Genomic DNA, 15,229 nt, shown 5'->3' with positions numbered 1-15,229 from the left:
CAGGTGCCACGACCGGGCGAAAGGGTCAAGACTTTGACAGGCAAGCTGTCGCCTTGCCGTTGCGCGCCGCCGTGTCCGCGAATGCTACTCATCCTCCCGCTTGACGCGGTATTCCCCCGTCTTCGGATCCTTGACCAGGGTCCCGATTGCACCGGTACGCCGCTCCGTTTCGGCGCGACGGGACTTCTCGGCGAGCCTCTGGGCGTCGCGGACGAAGCGCCGATACAAAAACCACAGGCCGCCGACGGCGGCGACGAAGAAGATGATCTGGGGCATTACCCAGCGCTCCCGATTACAATCCGTACCGGCTCCACAATGCCTTTTCCTCTGCCACTTCCGCAAGCCCGGAAGCAAGGCCGGCACCGAGACCATCGATACCAGACAGAGAAACACCGGGGGCGCGACGGCCGAAAAGGCTGCGTGGCGTGGTAATCAGCGCGAGCTTGACCTTGTCGCCGAAACGCTTCCGCAATTCCTGACGCATGTCGCCGAGACCGTCGATAAGGCCGAGCTCAAGGCCGCGGCCTCCCGTCCAGAAGAGGCCGGAAAACACAGTATCGTCCGCATCAAGCTTTCCCGCCCGCCGCTCGCGCACCATGTCGATGAAGACCTTGTGGATCTCGAGCTGGAGGCTCTTCAGATAGTCGATGTCCTTTTCCTTTTCCGGCTGGAACGGATCGAGGATCACCTTGTTCTCGCCGGCGGTATAGACGCGGCGCTCGATGCCGATCTTCTTCAACAGCTCCGGAAAGCCGAAACCGCCGGAGACGACGCCGATCGAGCCGACGATGGAGGTGGCGTCGGCGATGATCTCGTCACCGGCGAGCGCGATCATATAGCCGCCGGAAGCCGCCACATCCTCGACGAAGACCAGAACCTTCTTTTTCTTCTCAAGAGCCAGATCGCGGATGCGATTATAGATCATCCGCGATTGTACTGGCGATCCACCCGGCGAGTTCACCGCAATGGCGACGGCCGGCGCGTCTTTCATATCGAAGGCCTTTTCCAATGCCGGCGCGACGCCAGCCAGATTCAGCGATTGCCGCAGCGGACCGCCGCCGGAGGAGATGACACCGCTCAACCGAACGACAGGTATGACCACCCTTTCCTTGCGAAACCGCTTCGGAAGCATGCGCCTGAAAAACCCAACCATTCGTCACCTTGAATCATGATGTTCGCTGCCCGTGATGTATGCATGGAAACGGCAAACGCAACATCGCCGATCGCATTTCATGCGCCGATTCACGCCGGCAACGCGTTATTTGCGCGGATAGGCGGCACGACCGTTGTTCATATCGTCGACGAAATCGGAGAATTTGTGCGTCCCTTCGCCGTGCATGATCAGCGGCGCGCGCAGCGCCAGCCTCGCCCTCGATCCCTTGATCGCCGTCACCAGGATGCGCACCGCGTTTTCGCCCTCGCGCGGATGGATCGGCGTGATCTCGATGCCGCCGAAGCGGCGGCCGCAGGCGCCGATGATCTCGCCGATCGATTGCGGCCGGGCAATGAGCGACAGCTGGCCGCCGGGGATCATGATCGCGCCCGCCGTGCGTATCCACCGCTCGAAGAGCCCCTCGGTCATGGCATGCGCCTCGGCCTTCAGCGCATCGGGCGTCAGCCGGTCGCTGGCGTCGTTGAAGGGCGGGTTCATGATGACGTGATGGAAACTGTCGTCGATCAGCCCCGCCTCATTGCGGTCCTTGCCGGTCAGCGTCACATCGGCCTCGAGGACCGAGACACGGCCGGCGAAACGGGCATTTTCTGACAGCAACAGGCTCTTGCGGGCGAATTCGGCCATGTCGGGCGAGCGTTCGAACAGCACCACATCTGCCCGATCGAGCCGCGACGCCACCGCCATGCCGGCCGCGCCCGCGCCGGCGCCGAGATCGGCCACCCGGATGGGGCGCTCGTCGGCGACGAGAGCTGCCAGCAGCATGGCATCCATGCCGGAACGATGTCCCCTGCCCTTCGGCTGGACGACATGAAACGCCCCGCGATGGAAGGCGTCGATGGTTTCCGAGGGGCTATCGGTCATAGCGCACCTCAGGCACGCGCCGGGCGCAACTCGTCGCCGAGGCCGGCGTCGACGAGGATACGCCGTGCCCGATCGGCGCGCTCCTCATCCACCAGAAAGCGCCGCGGCAGCATGCCGAGCGAGCCTTCGAGAATGCTCATGGCTTGATCCGCGACGAAGCAATGAATCCCGGCATCTTTCATCAGGCTCTCCGCAAAAGAGAGGAGGACCGGATCATTCGTGCGGATGAGTTCGTGCATAAGCCTTGAGTTTCCTGTCAAATTTACGCGACGAGACAATTCGCCTCTTGCCGCCTCTTTCGCCCCTTCTTATGGTGCTTTGCAGAAAATGAACAGGAGTCCGGATCGTTGGGCGTCGTGATACCGCTGGAAGAAAGCAAGAATAAACTGGCATCCATCAAGCCTTTGGTGGATCTGACCAAGGCGGACATGGAACGCGTCAATCAGCTCATCCTGTCGAAAGCCGGTTCCGATGTACAGATGATTCCCGAGGTTGCGGAGCATCTCATCTCGTCTGGCGGCAAGCGCTTGCGGCCGATGCTGACCATCGCCTCGGCGGCGCTCTATAACTACCAGGGCGACAATCACATCAAGCTCGCCACATCCGTCGAGTTCCTGCATACGGCGACATTGCTGCACGACGACGTGGTCGATGAAAGCGACCTGCGCCGCGGCAAGTCCACCGCCCGCATGATCTGGGGCAACCAGGCGAGCGTCCTTGTCGGCGACTTCCTGCTCGGCCAGGCTTTCCGGATGATGGTCGAAGTCGGCTCGCTCGAGGCGCTCGATGTACTCTCCTCGGCTGCCTGCGTCATCGCCGAAGGCGAAGTGCTGCAGCTCTCCGTCTCCAAGAACATGGAAACGACCGAGGACGATTATCTCTCGGTCATCCGCGCCAAGACCGCGGCGCTTTTTGCCGCCGCCGCCGAAGTCGGTCCGATTGTCGCCAATGCCGGCAAGGCTGAGCGCAATGCGCTGAAATCGTACGGCACCAATCTCGGCCTCGCCTTCCAGCTCGTCGACGACGCGCTCGATTACGGCGGCAAGGCCGCTGATCTCGGCAAGAATGTCGGCGACGATTTCCGTGAAGGCAAGATCACGCTTCCGGTGATCCTGGCCTATCGCCGCGGCACCGAAAAGGAACGTGCCTTCTGGCGCGACGCCATCGAAACGGGCAACAACAGCGACGAGAACCTTGAGAAGGCCCTGGGCCTGATCACGAAATATGGCGCACTTGCCGACACAATCGCCCGTGCCATTCATTATGGCACCATCGCCCGCGACGCCCTGGCGCCTTTGCCGGAAACGCCCTGGAAATCCGCACTTCTGGAAGTGATCGATTTCTGCATCGAACGCGTTAATTGATAGCGGCGGACCGAATTTCTTGCAGGGCCGCTTCAAAAAAGCCATCCTGTTGTGAATCAGTTGACACGAATGCTTTATGCCGCCGGCGACTTCGCTGGCCATCCCTTGATGAAAGGCTTTCTAATGCGGCAGAGACTTGCCATCCGTTTCCTCTCGGGCGTAGCCTTGGCGGCGATCCTTTCCGTGTCCGCCCTGAATGGCGCGCGTGCTGAGGACAAGCCGGCAGCGCCGGAGATCAACACCCCGGTCGCCTTCGATCCGGAAAATGTCGATACTTTTGCCGGGGCTTTCCTGGCCGCCCGCACAGCCGATGTCGACCACGACTACGACACCGCCATCGCGCTCTACAAAAAGGCGCTGATGATCGAGCCGGGCAATCCGGAAATCCGTCAGCGGTTGATGATTTCGCTGCTGCTCAACGGCAATCTTGAAGAAGGCGTGAAATACGCCAACGAGCTGAAGAGCGATCCCTCCGTCGAGCGCGTCACGACGATCGTGCGCGGCATGGACGCCATCCGCCGCCATGAATACAGGAGCGCTCAGGATATCCTGAAGTATAACGGTCCGAACGATCTCGACCGGATGATGACCAACCTGCTCTCCGCCTGGGCCCGCGCTGGCTCCGGCCGCGGCAAGGAAGCGATCGCGATGATCGACAAGATGAAGGGCCCCGATTGGTTCAACATCTTCAAGAACTATCATGCCGGCGCCATCGCCCTGACGATAGGCGATTTGAAATCGGCACGCTCGCATCTCAACGACGCCGTCCTCGACAAGACGGGTGGCGCAACGGCACCCGACACCTTCATGCGCTCCGTCATGGCACTGGCACGCCTCGAGGCCAAGGCCGGCGACAAGCAGAAGGCTCTCGATGCAATTTCGGTCGGCGACAACCTCGTCAGCAATTACGCGCCGCTCAATGCGCTTCGCGACAGCATCAGCAAGGGTGATACGCCAGAGCAGCAGGTAACTGACGCGACGCAGGGCGCGGCGGCCGTGCTGTTCACCATCGGTGCCGCGCTCAACCGGGACGGCGCCGAAGATGTCGTTTCGCTTTATCTGCAGATCGCCAACTCGCTCGATTCGAAGGCCGCCGATACGCTGGTTCTTCTCGGCGGGCTTGCGGAAAAGCAGGAGCAGACCGATCGCGCCATCGCTTTCTACAGGAAGGTGCCGGACAATTCGCCGATGGCCCGCATCTCCGAGCTGCAACTCGGGCTTGCTCTGGCGCAGGCCGGCAAGGTTGACGATGCCCGCAAGCATCTGAAGGCGCTGATCGATTCCGACCCCAACGACGTCCGCAGCTATCTGGCCTATGGCAGCGTCCTTTCCGATGCCAAGGACTTCCAGGCCATGGCCGATAACTACGACAAGGCCGTGCAGATCATCGGCCCCGTGCCGAAGCGCAGCGACTGGGCCGTGTTCTTCCAGCGCGGCATCGCCTATGAGCGGCTGAAGAAGTGGGCCGATGCCGAGCCGAACTTCAAGAAGGCTCTGGAACTCAACCCGGATCAGCCGCAGGTGCTGAACTATCTCGGCTATTCCTGGGTCGACATGAACATGAACCTCGACCAGGGTCTGGACATGATCCGGAAGGCCGTCGACCTCAAGCCGGATGACGGCTACATCGTCGATTCGCTCGGCTGGGCCTATTTCCGCCTCAACCGCTTCGACGATGCAGTGAACGAGCTGGAGCGCGCCGCACAGCTCAAGGCCGGCGATCCCACCATCAACGATCACCTGGGCGATGCCTATTGGCGCGTAAACCGCAAGCTCGAAGCCGTCTACCAGTGGAATCGGGCGTTGGCCTCGAAGCCGGAAGAAGCCGATATTCCGAAGATCAAGGAGAAAGTCGACAAGGGCTTGCCTGCGCTCGACACCGATCCGAAGACGGTCGACAAGACCAAGCAGCCCGATCCGGCACCGGCGCCCGCTCCCGATTCGAACGCGCCTGCTCCGGTCGATAAGAAGTCCTAAGACTTTTCATGAACGCGATCTTGGCAGCGGGCGATTTCGACCTCACGGAGGAAGCGCCCGCAAAGATCAATCTTGCGCTGCATGTGATGGGCCGCCGCGCCGACGGCTATCATCTGCTCGATATGCTGGTGAGCTTTGCCCGCCACGGCGACCGCCTTGCCTTTCGCACCAGCGAGCATGACGAATTCAGCCTTTCCGGGCGCTTTGCCCCTCTTCTCTCCGCCGATGCAGAAGCGGGAAGCAACCTCGTTCTCAAGGCGCGAGATCTGCTGCGGCAGGTTCTTTTCGAGATCGATGCGCCGCCCGTTCACATCCATCTCGAAAAGAACCTGCCGATCGCCTCGGGCATCGGTGGCGGCTCGGCGGATGCGGCCGCGACGCTACGCGGGCTGACGCGGCTATGGGGCGCAGCACTGCCGGAAGAAACGACAAAGGCAATTGCGCTGAAGCTCGGGGCGGATGTGCCGATGTGCCTCGCGAGCCGGCCGTTGGTGGCGCGCGGCATTGGCGAGGCGATCGAACTCCTGCCGGATTTTCCGTCCTTTTCCATGGTTCTCGGCAATCCCCTTGTCGGCGTCTCGACACCGGAGGTATTCCGCCGGCTTTCCCGCAAGGACAATCCGCCGCTCCTGTTCCCGTCGCGGATGCCGCAGGGGCGCGACGAATGGATCGAGACGATCAGAAGCCTGCGCAACGACCTCGAGCCGCCGGCGCGAATGATTTGCGGCGAGATTTCAACGCTCACCGGTTTGATCGGAAGCCAGCATGCCATTGTGACGCGCATGTCCGGCTCCGGGGCGACATGCTTCGGCATCTTCGATACCATCGAGCAGGCAGAGGCTGCGGCTGCCTTGCTTCACAGACAGAGGCCGGACTGGTATTTCCAGGCGACCGAGACGATTGCGGGAGAGGCATGATGGCAGGCCCAGGCACCGAAAGATCCTTCATTCCCGTCGGCATCGCCGTGCTGACCGTCTCCGATACGCGCACGCTGGCCGACGACAAGTCCGGCGAAACGCTGGTCGCACGCATTGCCGAAGCCGGTCACAGGCTTGTCGGCCGCGCCATCGTTCCCGATGACAAGGAGCGCATTCGCGCCCAGGTGGAAGCCTGGACACTTGATGATGCGGTCGACGTCGTGATCACCACCGGCGGCACCGGTTTTACCGGCCGCGACGTCACGCCCGAGGCGCTGGAACCCTTGTTCGAAAAGCGGATGGACGGTTTTTCCGAGGTCTTCCATCGCATTTCCTACGACAAGATCGGCACGGCGACGATACAGTCGCGGGCAACCGGCGGCGTCGCCAATGCCACTTTCATCTTCGTGCTGCCGGGCTCTCCCGGCGCCTGCAAGGACGCCTGGGACGGCATATTGAAGGCGCAGCTCGACTACCGGCACATGCCTTGCAATTTCGTGGAGATCATGCCCCGCCTCGACGAGCATCTGAAGCGCGGTGGCGGTTCCAAATAGATCCTGCGTGTCCGCAAGGCCTCGCAGCCCGCTATGCCTTTGGCCCCGGCAGGGCAGGAATTGATTCCCAAGTATCACCGCTGAGAATGATGCAGCTCCGTCCGGAGACGTCGCTGATCATCAGCGTCCAGTTGCCGCTTTCGGCAGCGTAGATTTCAACGATGGTGTTGGGATCGAGCTTGCCGGCAGCCGACAGCTTTTCGGAAAGATGGTCGCCAAGGAATGCGATGATATCAACGCGCTTGGCGCAAGCCAGTGTCGCTTGGGAGGCGGCAACGCCGGGATAGAGAATTGCACTTGCAACGAAGGCCGTTGCCATAAGGCGGTAGAGCATCGTGCGTTTCATAACGCACCTCCTTTCGCCGAAATCTCGGCGGAAAAGGAGAGTTCCGCTGACCAGTTCCGCCGCATACCGGCATCTTCGTGGTCGGCCGCCCGACGCGATACGCGAAAGGTGCCGCCACAACAAAATTATGACAGCTATTCCCAGGTTTACAAATGGAATCTGGGACGATGAAAGCTCTATCGCGCCGCCCGCGCGACCCAGGATGGAATGAGCTCGCTTGAAAGCCTGCGGCTTTTCTGACCTTTGGCGAATTCCGCCAGCCGCATGCCGGTTCTGGCGACGGCGATGGCCTGTGGCTTGGAAAGCAGTAATCCCAGCTCCAGGGGCGGTGTGCCGCGGCCGATGCGCTGCAGGAAAGGCCGGCGATAACCGCGCGATGCGGTAAAGCGTGCAGGCACCTTGTTCAATGAAACATATTCAGCGATCTCGTCGATCCAGCCGGCCTGCGGGCGCGCGCCGGGCTCGACCAGCAGCAGCCATTCGCCGCGCGCCGTGCGCAATATGTCCTTTATATCCCACTGCGAATAGAACCGGCAGCCGGCGGCATCCGCCACCCGTGAGGTGCCGTCCCGCGAGCCGTGATCGAGCACGACGACATCGCAAACCAGGCCCTCGATAGCGCCCGCCACCAATGCCGCCAATGTCTGCGCCAGCTCAGGTTCCTGATCCTGACATTCGATGATTACCGTCAACATTGCCCATTTATAGAGCGGCGCACAATTTATTGCCAGCGCATAACCCCTCAAACCCGAAGGTTTAGCGGGAAGGCTTATACACAGCCTCAAAGGTCGCGGCGGAGTGCAATTTCGTATTTTGTTCTTGCATTGTTCTCATTTGTCGGATAGGAATTTAATCATCTTAGACGCGGCGTGCGGCGCCACGAACCGCCCTGGAGCTACCGATGAACGAGCAGTCCCTTGCAGGGCAGGCCGCATTCGCGCCTGCCAATACGCCAGACATTGCCAACGCCTTGATCGCCGACGCCGGCCTCAGGGTCGACGTCGAGCGCCGGCGCGGACGCGGCGCCGGGCTGAACCCGAGCGGCCGGTTCGAAGCTCGGCAGCGCGAGACCTTCGATGACGGCTGGCAGACCCTGGAGGAGCTTCCGCCCTTCAAGACCGAGGTGCAGGTGGAGAAGCCGCGCACCGCGATCACGCGCAACGAATCGCCCGATATTCCCTTCGATCGTTCCATCAATCCCTATCGCGGCTGCGAGCACGGCTGCATCTACTGCTTCGCGCGGCCGACGCATGCCTATATGGGCCTGTCGCCGGGGCTGGATTTCGAAGCGAAGCTGTTTGCCAAGCCGGATGCGGCGAAGCTTCTGGAGCGGGAACTGGCAAAGCCCGGCTACAAGCCGCGCGTCATCGCCATCGGCACCAACACCGATCCCTATCAGCCGATAGAGAAGGAATGGCGGATCATGCGCCAGATCCTCGAAGTGCTGAACAGGGCGAACCATCCGGTCGCTATCGTCACCAAATCAGCGCTGGTCATGCGCGATATCGATATCCTCAAGGACATGGCCGCCAAGAACCTGGTGCGGGTGGGCCTGTCGGTGACGACGCTCGATCGGAAGCTGGCGCGCACCATGGAACCGCGCGCCGCGACGCCGCCGCGGCGACTGGAGGCGATCCAGGCCCTGAGCGAGGCCGGCATCCGCACCTCGATCATGGTGGCGCCGATCATTCCCGCCCTCAACGACCATGAGATCGAGCGCATCCTCGATGCCGGCAAGGCTGCCGGCGCGCTGGAGGCAAGCTATGTGATCCTGCGGCTGCCTCTGGAAGTGAGCCCGCTGTTTCGCGACTGGCTGCTGCAGCACTATCCGGATCGCTACCGCCACGTCATGTCGCTGGTCCGCTCGATGCGCGGCGGCAAGGATTACGATGCGGAGTTCGGCAAACGCATGAAGGGTGCCGGACCCTATGCCTGGCAGATCAGCCGTCGCTTCGAAATGGCAACGCGACGGCTCGATCTCACACGCCGCAATATCGCGCTGCGCGACGACCTGTTCGTGCCGCCTGACGGCAGCGGCGTCCAGCTGTCGCTGCTCTGACCTTTCCTCGCGGGTTTTTCCCTGTGCCCGCTGGAAGAGAGCCCCCCAGGTTCGCCGCCCTGATCCACCGGGGGCTTGCAGGAGATCGGGTGGTGTGCGAGCTTTGCCGCATGCCACGCAGCACATCACCCGATTCTCCCATGCTTTTCGACGAAGCGCCAATCATCCCGACCTTCGAGCTGGAACTGATCGCCCGCCGCGCCGGACACTGGCCGGTCGCCGGTGCCGACGAGGCAGGCCGTGGGCCCCTCGCAGGGCCTGTCGTCGCAGCGGCAGTCATTCTCGATCCCGAACGCATTCCGCAGGGGCTGAACGATTCCAAGCAGCTCACCGCCGCCAGACGCGAAGCGCTGTTTGTCGAAATCCTCGCGACGGCAACCGTTTCCATTGCCTCATCGAGTGCAGCCCGTATCGACACGACGGATATCCGCAAGGCAAGCCTCGACGCGATGCGCCGTGCCATTTGCAGCCTGGCGGTGCCGGCAAGCTATGTGTTGACCGACGGCCTCGATGTGCCCGCGGGCCTTGCCTGCCCTGGCAAGGCTGTGGTCAAGGGCGATGCGCGCTCTTTCTCGATCGCAGCCGCCTCGATCGTCGCGAAGGTGACGCGTGACCGGATGATGGCGCGAGCAGGCGACGTTTTTCCCGCCTATGGCTTCGCGGCCCATGCCGGCTATGGCACTGCCCAGCATCGCGCCGGCATCGAGCTGCATGGCCCGTGCTCCCTGCACCGCATGAGCTTTCGGCCCCTGAAGAAGGAAGCCGTCTGAAGATCATATCGCTGCTATCTGTTACTCGGTCATTCCTGCCGTAATTTCCGCCGACCATCTCGTCATATAGGCAATGTCCAGGCGGTAGCCCTGATCATGTCCCTCCTTGAGGTCCCGCCGGTATTTTTCGACGCCGCGCGCCGCCTCCTGCTCCATGAAGCTCAGCAGCGCCTCCAGCCGCTCGACGATGGCATCGGGCAGAGAGCGGCGTTCTGCAGCCGACATTCCATAGGCATCGGCAAAGATGCGGGCACGCCGGATCTGGTTGTCCAGCCCATCCAGGCTTTCCACCCCGATGCCTGAGGACAGCGGCGCCCAGCGATAGACGGCATAGGCCAGATCCCAGCACCGAGGGGCGGGATGAGCCGTCTCGAAGTCGATGATACCAGTCACCTCGCCGCCGTTCAGTACGACATTATAGGGTGCGAAATCCCCATGGCAGATGACTTCGCGCGGCGTTCGGGCCGGCAATTGCCATATGCATTCCGTTGCAAGGTCGCGCAGAAACCGAGCTGAACAATCGTGATAATGACGAAGCAGAGACGCCGCCGACCGCAAGGCCAGTTCGGAGCGCATTTCGACGTTGTCGTCGAGATCGCCGGTGGTGCCGGGCAGATAGGTCACTTTCTCCCAGACCGCATCAAATCCAGCCGGCGGCGGAGCTGCGGCAAAACCATGTCGCCGCAAGGCGGCGAGCAAAGCATGAACGCTTGGTGTCCATGGGCGAACCGGCCGCAGGATGTGATCGCCCTGACGAAACGGTTCCTCGCCGTCCAATATCTGCATCGACCCTCCCTGCGCGCCCAAATGATCTAGATGCGGAAGGGGCCCTTAGTCAAACACCGAGAAGACGGGAGGCCAAAACAAAAAAAGCCCCGCCGAGGCAGGGCTCTTTTGAATTTCGATCTCTCCGGCTTAGTTCAGCCGGGTCTTCACTTCGTTGACTGCGTCGTTGAAAAGGCCCGATTGAACGCTTCCACCGGTCTTCTGCGCAAGCACGGATTCCGCAGCCGCAATCGCGAGGTCAACGGCAGCGGAACGAACCGCCTTCATCGCATCGGCTTCCGCCTGCTTGATCTTCTGCTCGGACAGCGCCGTGCGGTTGGCGACGAATTCCTCCGTCTTCTTGCGGGCTTCCGACGTCAGCATTTGGGCTTCACGCTCGGCAGCCGCAACGATGTTCGCCGCATCTGCTTCAGCTTCCTTGCGCTTGCGCTGGTATTCGGCCAGCAGATGCTGAGCCTCTTCGCGCAGGCGCTTTGCTTCTGCCAGTTCGTTGCGGATCTGATCGGCACGGTCGTCCAGCGACTTTGCCATCATGCCCGGAACCTTCAGATAAACGATCAGGCCGAGGAAGATGAGAAGCGCGACAAAAGCGAAGAAAGTTTCATCAAGAGCAAACGTCATGGATCAACCCTCCCGCTTGGCGGATGCTGCGGCAACAGCCGAAGCGACATCAGCCTTGCCGGCGACGTTGCCGACCAGCTGCTCGACGACGGCAGCAGCCGTCTCTTCCGCGATCGCTCCGACATCGCCGAAAGCCTTTTGCTTGATCTCGCCGATGCGAGCCTCAGCGGCCTTGAGCTTTTCGGAAAGGCTTGCCTCGATCGCCTTGCGATCTTCCTCGGCCTTTGCCTTGGCGGTATCGCGGGCGGTGGCGCCGATCGAATTTGCCTTGGCGCGCGCAGCTGCCAATTCGCTTTCGTAGGTCGCGACGGCAGCGTCGGCTTCAGCCTTCAGGCGCGAGGCTTCCTCGATATCCTGGGCGATACGGTCATGCCGGCTCTCCAGGATCTTGCCAACGCGCGGAATGACGATCTTCTGCATGGCCACGTAGAAGATAACGAAGGTGATCACCAGCCAAAGCAGCTGTGAGGCGTAGGTCGTATGGTCGAACGGCGGGAATACGCCGGCGTGATGGCCCTGCTCGGGCGCACCCGTTTCCGTGTGCACCTCGCCGGCGGCCGGCGGTGCTTCGTCAGCGTATGCCGGGGTCACAAACATGCTCACCTCCAGGTGGTCTGCAAATACAAAGAATCACGGCTCGCTGCCCGCGAACCGTGATCTATGACGCCGCTGATATCAGACGGCGAAGAGCAGGAGGAGAGCGATGAGCAGCGAGAAGATGCCCAGAGCTTCCGTAACGGCGAAGCCGAATACCAGACGGCCGAACTGGCTGTCAGCGGCAGACGGATTGCGCAGTGCGCCGGACAGGTAGCTGCCGAAGATATTGCCGAGGCCGAGAGCCGTGCCGGCCATACCAAAGCAAGCCAAACCTGCGCCGATGAACTTTGCTGCTTCCGCGTCCATGTTGAACTCCTTTGAAATGGTTGTGCGGTGAATGACTGACGCCCTTAGACGCCAATGTCTTTATCCTTAGTGGCCACCCGGGTGGATTGCGTCGTTGAGGTACATGCAAGTCAGTACCGCAAAGACGTAAGCCTGGAGGAAGGCAACGAGGAATTCGAGACCGGTGAGGGCGACGGTCATGATGAGGGGAAGAATTGCGCCACCGATGCCAAGCGCGCCAAGGGCTCCGAGTGAGGCGACGAAGCCTGCGAAAACCTTGAGCGTGATATGGCCGGCGAGCATGTTGGCGAAAAGACGAACGGAGAGCGAAATCGGCCGGGACAGGAACGAGATGATCTCGATGATCACCACCAGCGGCAGAAGAATGCCCGGGACGCCCTGCGGCACGAAGAGCTTGAGGAAACCGAAACCGTGCTTGAGGAAACCGTAGATAATGACCGTCAGGATGACCAGAAGCGCCAGCGCGAAGGTGACGATGATCTGGCTGGTGATGGTGTAGAAATAAGGAACCATGCCGAGCAGATTGGCCGTCAGCACGAACATGAAGAGCGAGAAGACCAGCGGGAAGAACTTCATTCCCTTCGTCCCCGCCCCTTCCTTCAACATGGAGGCGATGAACTCATAGGCCATTTCCGCCACGGACTGAGCCCGCGTCGGAATGACGCCGCGCGGTGCGCTGGCATAGTACAGGAATCCGGCAGAGAGCACTGCGGAGGCGACCATGAACAAGGAAGCGTTGGTGAACGAAAAATCAATTCCACCGATATCGATCGGGATAATCTTGAAGATCAGGAACTGATGGGTAGGTCCGTTTGCCACCGCTTGTTCTCTTTCATTTTTCCGCTCTGCCGAACGGATGCCTCTCATTTGGAAACAGCGCCCCCGGCGTTGTTTCCGCTCATTTCTTGTCAGGCCCGCGCTCTTCGAGTACCGGTGTCGCCACCTTTCCCGCGGAGCGCAGCACATTCAGCACGCCGGCACAAAATCCGAGAAGCAGCAAGATAATCATGCCCCACGGCGCCGTACCGACAAAACGGTCGAAGACATAGCCCAGAACAGCGCCCACGATGATGGCAGCAATGAACTCACTGGAAAGCTTCATCGCCTGAGCGTAGCCCTTGCGGCTTACCTCGGCGCGAACCTCCCCCGATTCATCCTCTCTCACCGCAGCGCGCTTGCTTGCCAGTTCGGCTCCCAGCTCCGCACGCCGCTTTTCCAGACCTTCGTCGCGATCATCCGTCATGGTGGCATCCTCCCATTTTCGTTGCGCGTATCCCATTTCCCCGGTCAACGCGTAAACGAACGGCAGGTTTCGCCACCTTTCGGCCCGTTTTGAAGTCGCGCGCAACATAGTTTTAGGAAAAAGCATAGTCAAGGCGTAGACACCATCTGTCCAGCCATTAATTAGCCCAATTAAATCATGAGTTTACGCTAAAGAAGCCTTACCGGGCGGAAACTGAGCCGAAGAATCCTCTTCAGCCGGCAGTCTCTTGTGGCTTTTTTGCCAGCCATGAGGCTTCAGGGCGCCTCAATTCATCGGCACGATCACGTCAGCTCCATCCGCCGCCATAGGTGCGATAGAAGATGTGCATGCCGATGCGGCCGACCTTCACCATGTATGCCGCCCATTTCGGCCTGACATAAACAGCATGGTAGTGGGTGGCCGAGCCGACTTCCGGAAGCCAGATCTTGCCGGCGGTGACGGCCATGGCAACCTGACGGGCGATGCGCCAATGCTCCGGCGAGTTGACCCGGTCCTTGACGCTGTCGCAGGCAAAGGAGAACTGGCAGGCATTGTGCCAGTCGTCGTTCTGGTAGACGACACCGCAGATGGTCTTGGGGTAGGCCGGATTGCGAACGCGATTGAGAATGACCTGGGCGACGGCCGCCTGCCCTTTTACCGATTCCCCACGCGCCTCGAAATAGATGCCGGTGGCGAGGCATTGCTGCTCATCGGAGGAGAATACCGAAGGCGGCAGGACATTGGCAGCCCAGGGATGATCCTTCGGTCCTATCTGCGGCACAAAACGACCCTCGCCGTCCTGATCCTTGGCAAGGATGGAATCGAAGGGCGAAGTCCGAGCATAGTCCGGCGCCGGCGACGCATAGGCGGCGGCCAGAACATCGGCATTCTGATTGGTGACCAGGCCCGCCAGATAAGTCGGCACACCATCGTCCGGCTGCGGCGGCCGCTTCTTGTAGAAGGCGGTGGCGATCTGGATCTCCTTGCCGCCGAGTTTCGGCTTCAGGAACGCGGTCCGCTCGCCGGTGTCCGATTCCTGCCGAAACAGCATGCTTTGCCGCTGCAGCACAGAGCCGGCAGAAAAATCCTTCGGCGGCAACATCGGCGCGACGGAAACTATCCGGCCCTTCTTGTCCCGACGATTAATGCGCTCTTCATCCGGCCGGGGATCGCTGCCCTTCTGCTCGGAAAGGAAGGCTACGCGGCGGCCATCGGGCATCACGAGACCGCCATCGCCAACGGCAGCCGCCGTCTTTGCATCGCCGAAGGCCAGTTCTGCCTGGTGGGTGGAGCCGGCCGGCGAGTTGGTCATCACCATGCGCCAGTTGCTGCCTTCCCTGTCGATGCCCGAAAGCAGGCCGGCGAGATCGGCGTAGGCAGCCGTCGATGGAAAGATCAGCCAGGCGCAAAGCCCGAAGACGGCTGGAGATATCCAATTTTTTGGAAGAACCCGCAATTTTCGGCTGATATGAGGCGAACGAGACAACACCGGACTCCAAACGGCACTCGGAACTAAGAGCCGGAATAATCTCCCATTAACCTTGATGGATGGTTAATTCGCGCAAAGGCGCGTTCATCAATGGGCGAGCGACAGCCTGAAAGAAAAAAGGCCCGGCGGATATCCACCGGGCCACCTTTGACAAAACAGCGATAG

The 15,229-nt window shown here is 61.1% G+C and carries 19 protein-coding genes; 6 read left to right on the top strand and 13 right to left on the bottom strand.

All coding sequences use genetic code 11. The features are described 5' to 3' along the window. Positions 1–84: 84 nt before the first annotated feature. The 4 genes from AB8B29_RS02050 to AB8B29_RS02035 form a co-directional block, all read right to left on the bottom strand. Positions 85–276: an NfeD family protein gene (locus tag AB8B29_RS02050; RefSeq protein ID WP_034508388.1), complete on the bottom strand. Its 192-nt coding sequence runs from the start codon at positions 274–276 to the stop codon at positions 85–87. A 16-nt stretch (positions 277–292) separates the two neighbouring features. Then, entirely contained in the window at positions 293–1,153 is an 861-nt protein-coding gene (locus tag AB8B29_RS02045) for a S49 family peptidase (protein ID WP_037198521.1), read from the bottom strand. Positions 1,154–1,258: 105 nt separating this feature from the next. Continuing rightward, positions 1,259–2,035, bottom strand: coding sequence for a tRNA1(Val) (adenine(37)-N6)-methyltransferase (locus AB8B29_RS02040; RefSeq protein WP_037198520.1), 777 nt, complete (start codon positions 2,033–2,035; stop codon positions 1,259–1,261). 8 nt (positions 2,036–2,043) lie between these two features. Further along, on the bottom strand, positions 2,044–2,274 hold the full coding sequence (locus AB8B29_RS02035; protein WP_113119367.1) for a putative signal transducing protein: 231 nt from the start codon (positions 2,272–2,274) through the stop codon (positions 2,044–2,046). 108 nt (positions 2,275–2,382) lie between these two features. Between AB8B29_RS02035 and AB8B29_RS02030 the strand changes: the two genes are divergently transcribed. The 4 genes from AB8B29_RS02030 (at position 2,383) to moaB (ending at position 6,847) form a co-directional block, all read left to right on the top strand. Next, positions 2,383–3,399 carry a polyprenyl synthetase family protein gene (locus tag AB8B29_RS02030; protein WP_037198518.1) on the top strand — a complete coding sequence of 339 codons (1,017 nt, stop codon included), beginning with the start codon at positions 2,383–2,385 and terminating at the stop codon, positions 3,397–3,399. Positions 3,400–3,522: 123 nt separating this feature from the next. Next, positions 3,523–5,376 (top strand): tetratricopeptide repeat protein, encoded by a 1,854-nt coding sequence (locus tag AB8B29_RS02025; RefSeq protein WP_047640437.1) that lies wholly within the window; start codon positions 3,523–3,525, stop codon positions 5,374–5,376. 8 nt (positions 5,377–5,384) lie between these two features. Continuing rightward, positions 5,385–6,293, top strand: coding sequence for a 4-(cytidine 5'-diphospho)-2-C-methyl-D-erythritol kinase (locus AB8B29_RS02020; protein ID WP_113119366.1), 909 nt, complete (start codon positions 5,385–5,387; stop codon positions 6,291–6,293). Beyond that, positions 6,293–6,847 (top strand): molybdenum cofactor biosynthesis protein B, encoded by a 555-nt coding sequence (moaB, locus tag AB8B29_RS02015; protein ID WP_047560929.1) that lies wholly within the window; start codon positions 6,293–6,295, stop codon positions 6,845–6,847. Before AB8B29_RS02020 ends, moaB begins: the two co-directional genes overlap by 1 nt. A gap of 31 nt (positions 6,848–6,878) precedes the next feature. Here moaB and AB8B29_RS02010 read toward each other — a convergent pair whose 3' ends face one another. Together AB8B29_RS02010 and AB8B29_RS02005 are read right to left on the bottom strand one after the other, a co-directional pair. Next, complete coding sequence (locus AB8B29_RS02010; protein WP_047560876.1) at positions 6,879–7,193, bottom strand: hypothetical protein; 315 nt, start codon at positions 7,191–7,193, stop codon at positions 6,879–6,881. A gap of 176 nt (positions 7,194–7,369) precedes the next feature. Beyond that, positions 7,370–7,888, bottom strand: coding sequence for a glycosyl transferase (locus tag AB8B29_RS02005; protein ID WP_037198514.1), 519 nt, complete (start codon positions 7,886–7,888; stop codon positions 7,370–7,372). A 206-nt stretch (positions 7,889–8,094) separates the two neighbouring features. Here AB8B29_RS02005 and AB8B29_RS02000 point away from each other — a divergent pair, with 206 nt between their 5' ends. Together AB8B29_RS02000 and AB8B29_RS01995 are read left to right on the top strand one after the other, a co-directional pair. Then, complete coding sequence (locus AB8B29_RS02000) at positions 8,095–9,252, top strand: PA0069 family radical SAM protein (RefSeq protein WP_092572954.1); 1,158 nt, start codon at positions 8,095–8,097, stop codon at positions 9,250–9,252. Between the two features lie 110 nt (positions 9,253–9,362). Next, positions 9,363–10,022, top strand: coding sequence for a ribonuclease HII (locus AB8B29_RS01995; RefSeq protein ID WP_037198512.1), 660 nt, complete (start codon positions 9,363–9,365; stop codon positions 10,020–10,022). Positions 10,023–10,043: 21 nt separating this feature from the next. Here AB8B29_RS01995 and AB8B29_RS01990 read toward each other — a convergent pair whose 3' ends face one another. From AB8B29_RS01990 to AB8B29_RS01960, 7 genes are all read right to left on the bottom strand, one after another. After that, the gene (locus AB8B29_RS01990; RefSeq protein ID WP_092572955.1) at positions 10,044–10,808 is read right to left on the bottom strand and encodes a phosphotransferase enzyme family protein; all 765 of its coding nucleotides are present in this window, start codon (positions 10,806–10,808) and stop codon (positions 10,044–10,046) included. Between the two features lie 129 nt (positions 10,809–10,937). Beyond that, the gene (locus AB8B29_RS01985) at positions 10,938–11,429 is read right to left on the bottom strand and encodes a F0F1 ATP synthase subunit B (protein WP_047560865.1); all 492 of its coding nucleotides are present in this window, start codon (positions 11,427–11,429) and stop codon (positions 10,938–10,940) included. 3 nt (positions 11,430–11,432) lie between these two features. Then, the gene (locus tag AB8B29_RS01980; protein ID WP_037198509.1) at positions 11,433–12,026 is read right to left on the bottom strand and encodes a F0F1 ATP synthase subunit B; all 594 of its coding nucleotides are present in this window, start codon (positions 12,024–12,026) and stop codon (positions 11,433–11,435) included. A 78-nt stretch (positions 12,027–12,104) separates the two neighbouring features. Beyond that, positions 12,105–12,332, bottom strand: coding sequence for a F0F1 ATP synthase subunit C (locus AB8B29_RS01975; RefSeq protein WP_004109844.1), 228 nt, complete (start codon positions 12,330–12,332; stop codon positions 12,105–12,107). 66 nt (positions 12,333–12,398) lie between these two features. Further along, complete coding sequence (locus tag AB8B29_RS01970; RefSeq protein ID WP_037198508.1) at positions 12,399–13,151, bottom strand: F0F1 ATP synthase subunit A; 753 nt, start codon at positions 13,149–13,151, stop codon at positions 12,399–12,401. 79 nt (positions 13,152–13,230) lie between these two features. Further along, positions 13,231–13,575, bottom strand: coding sequence for an AtpZ/AtpI family protein (locus AB8B29_RS01965; RefSeq protein WP_037198506.1), 345 nt, complete (start codon positions 13,573–13,575; stop codon positions 13,231–13,233). Positions 13,576–13,882: 307 nt separating this feature from the next. Then, positions 13,883–15,064, bottom strand: a complete 1,182-nt coding sequence (locus AB8B29_RS01960) for a cell wall hydrolase (RefSeq protein WP_037198504.1) — start codon at positions 15,062–15,064, stop codon at positions 13,883–13,885. Between the last annotated feature and the right edge of the window lie 165 nt (positions 15,065–15,229).

It is taken from the genome of Rhizobium sp. 11_C7_N12_5, from assembly GCF_051811145.1.
Classification (GTDB): domain Bacteria; phylum Pseudomonadota; class Alphaproteobacteria; order Rhizobiales; family Rhizobiaceae; genus Rhizobium; species Rhizobium lusitanum.
Note: the sequence above shows the minus strand (reverse complement) of the source record. Positions and strands in the feature narration are given on the sequence as shown.

What these genes read in the sequence shown, in the direction of transcription:
- moaB (WP_047560929.1), top strand. Translation starts at nt 6,293, where the DNA reads ATGGCAGGCCCAGGCACCGAAAGATCCTTCATTCCCGTCGGCATCGCC.
- AB8B29_RS02020 (WP_113119366.1), top strand. Translation starts at nt 5,385, where the DNA reads ATGAACGCGATCTTGGCAGCGGGCGATTTCGACCTCACGGAGGAAGCG.
- AB8B29_RS02025 (WP_047640437.1), top strand. Translation starts at nt 3,523, where the DNA reads ATGCGGCAGAGACTTGCCATCCGTTTCCTCTCGGGCGTAGCCTTGGCG.
- AB8B29_RS01990 (WP_092572955.1), bottom strand. Translation starts at nt 10,808, where the DNA reads ATGCAGATATTGGACGGCGAGGAACCGTTTCGTCAGGGCGATCACATC.
- AB8B29_RS02010 (WP_047560876.1), bottom strand. Translation starts at nt 7,193, where the DNA reads ATGAAACGCACGATGCTCTACCGCCTTATGGCAACGGCCTTCGTTGCA.
- AB8B29_RS01995 (WP_037198512.1), top strand. Translation starts at nt 9,363, where the DNA reads ATGCCACGCAGCACATCACCCGATTCTCCCATGCTTTTCGACGAAGCG.
- AB8B29_RS02045 (WP_037198521.1), bottom strand. Translation starts at nt 1,153, where the DNA reads ATGGTTGGGTTTTTCAGGCGCATGCTTCCGAAGCGGTTTCGCAAGGAA.
- AB8B29_RS01975 (WP_004109844.1), bottom strand. Translation starts at nt 12,332, where the DNA reads ATGGACGCGGAAGCAGCAAAGTTCATCGGCGCAGGTTTGGCTTGCTTT.
- AB8B29_RS02005 (WP_037198514.1), bottom strand. Translation starts at nt 7,888, where the DNA reads ATGTTGACGGTAATCATCGAATGTCAGGATCAGGAACCTGAGCTGGCG.
- AB8B29_RS01980 (WP_037198509.1), bottom strand. Translation starts at nt 12,026, where the DNA reads ATGTTTGTGACCCCGGCATACGCTGACGAAGCACCGCCGGCCGCCGGC.
- AB8B29_RS02050 (WP_034508388.1), bottom strand. Translation starts at nt 276, where the DNA reads ATGCCCCAGATCATCTTCTTCGTCGCCGCCGTCGGCGGCCTGTGGTTT.
- AB8B29_RS02035 (WP_113119367.1), bottom strand. Translation starts at nt 2,274, where the DNA reads ATGCACGAACTCATCCGCACGAATGATCCGGTCCTCCTCTCTTTTGCG.
- AB8B29_RS02000 (WP_092572954.1), top strand. Translation starts at nt 8,095, where the DNA reads ATGAACGAGCAGTCCCTTGCAGGGCAGGCCGCATTCGCGCCTGCCAAT.
- AB8B29_RS01965 (WP_037198506.1), bottom strand. Translation starts at nt 13,575, where the DNA reads ATGACGGATGATCGCGACGAAGGTCTGGAAAAGCGGCGTGCGGAGCTG.
- AB8B29_RS01985 (WP_047560865.1), bottom strand. Translation starts at nt 11,429, where the DNA reads ATGACGTTTGCTCTTGATGAAACTTTCTTCGCTTTTGTCGCGCTTCTC.
- AB8B29_RS02040 (WP_037198520.1), bottom strand. Translation starts at nt 2,035, where the DNA reads ATGACCGATAGCCCCTCGGAAACCATCGACGCCTTCCATCGCGGGGCG.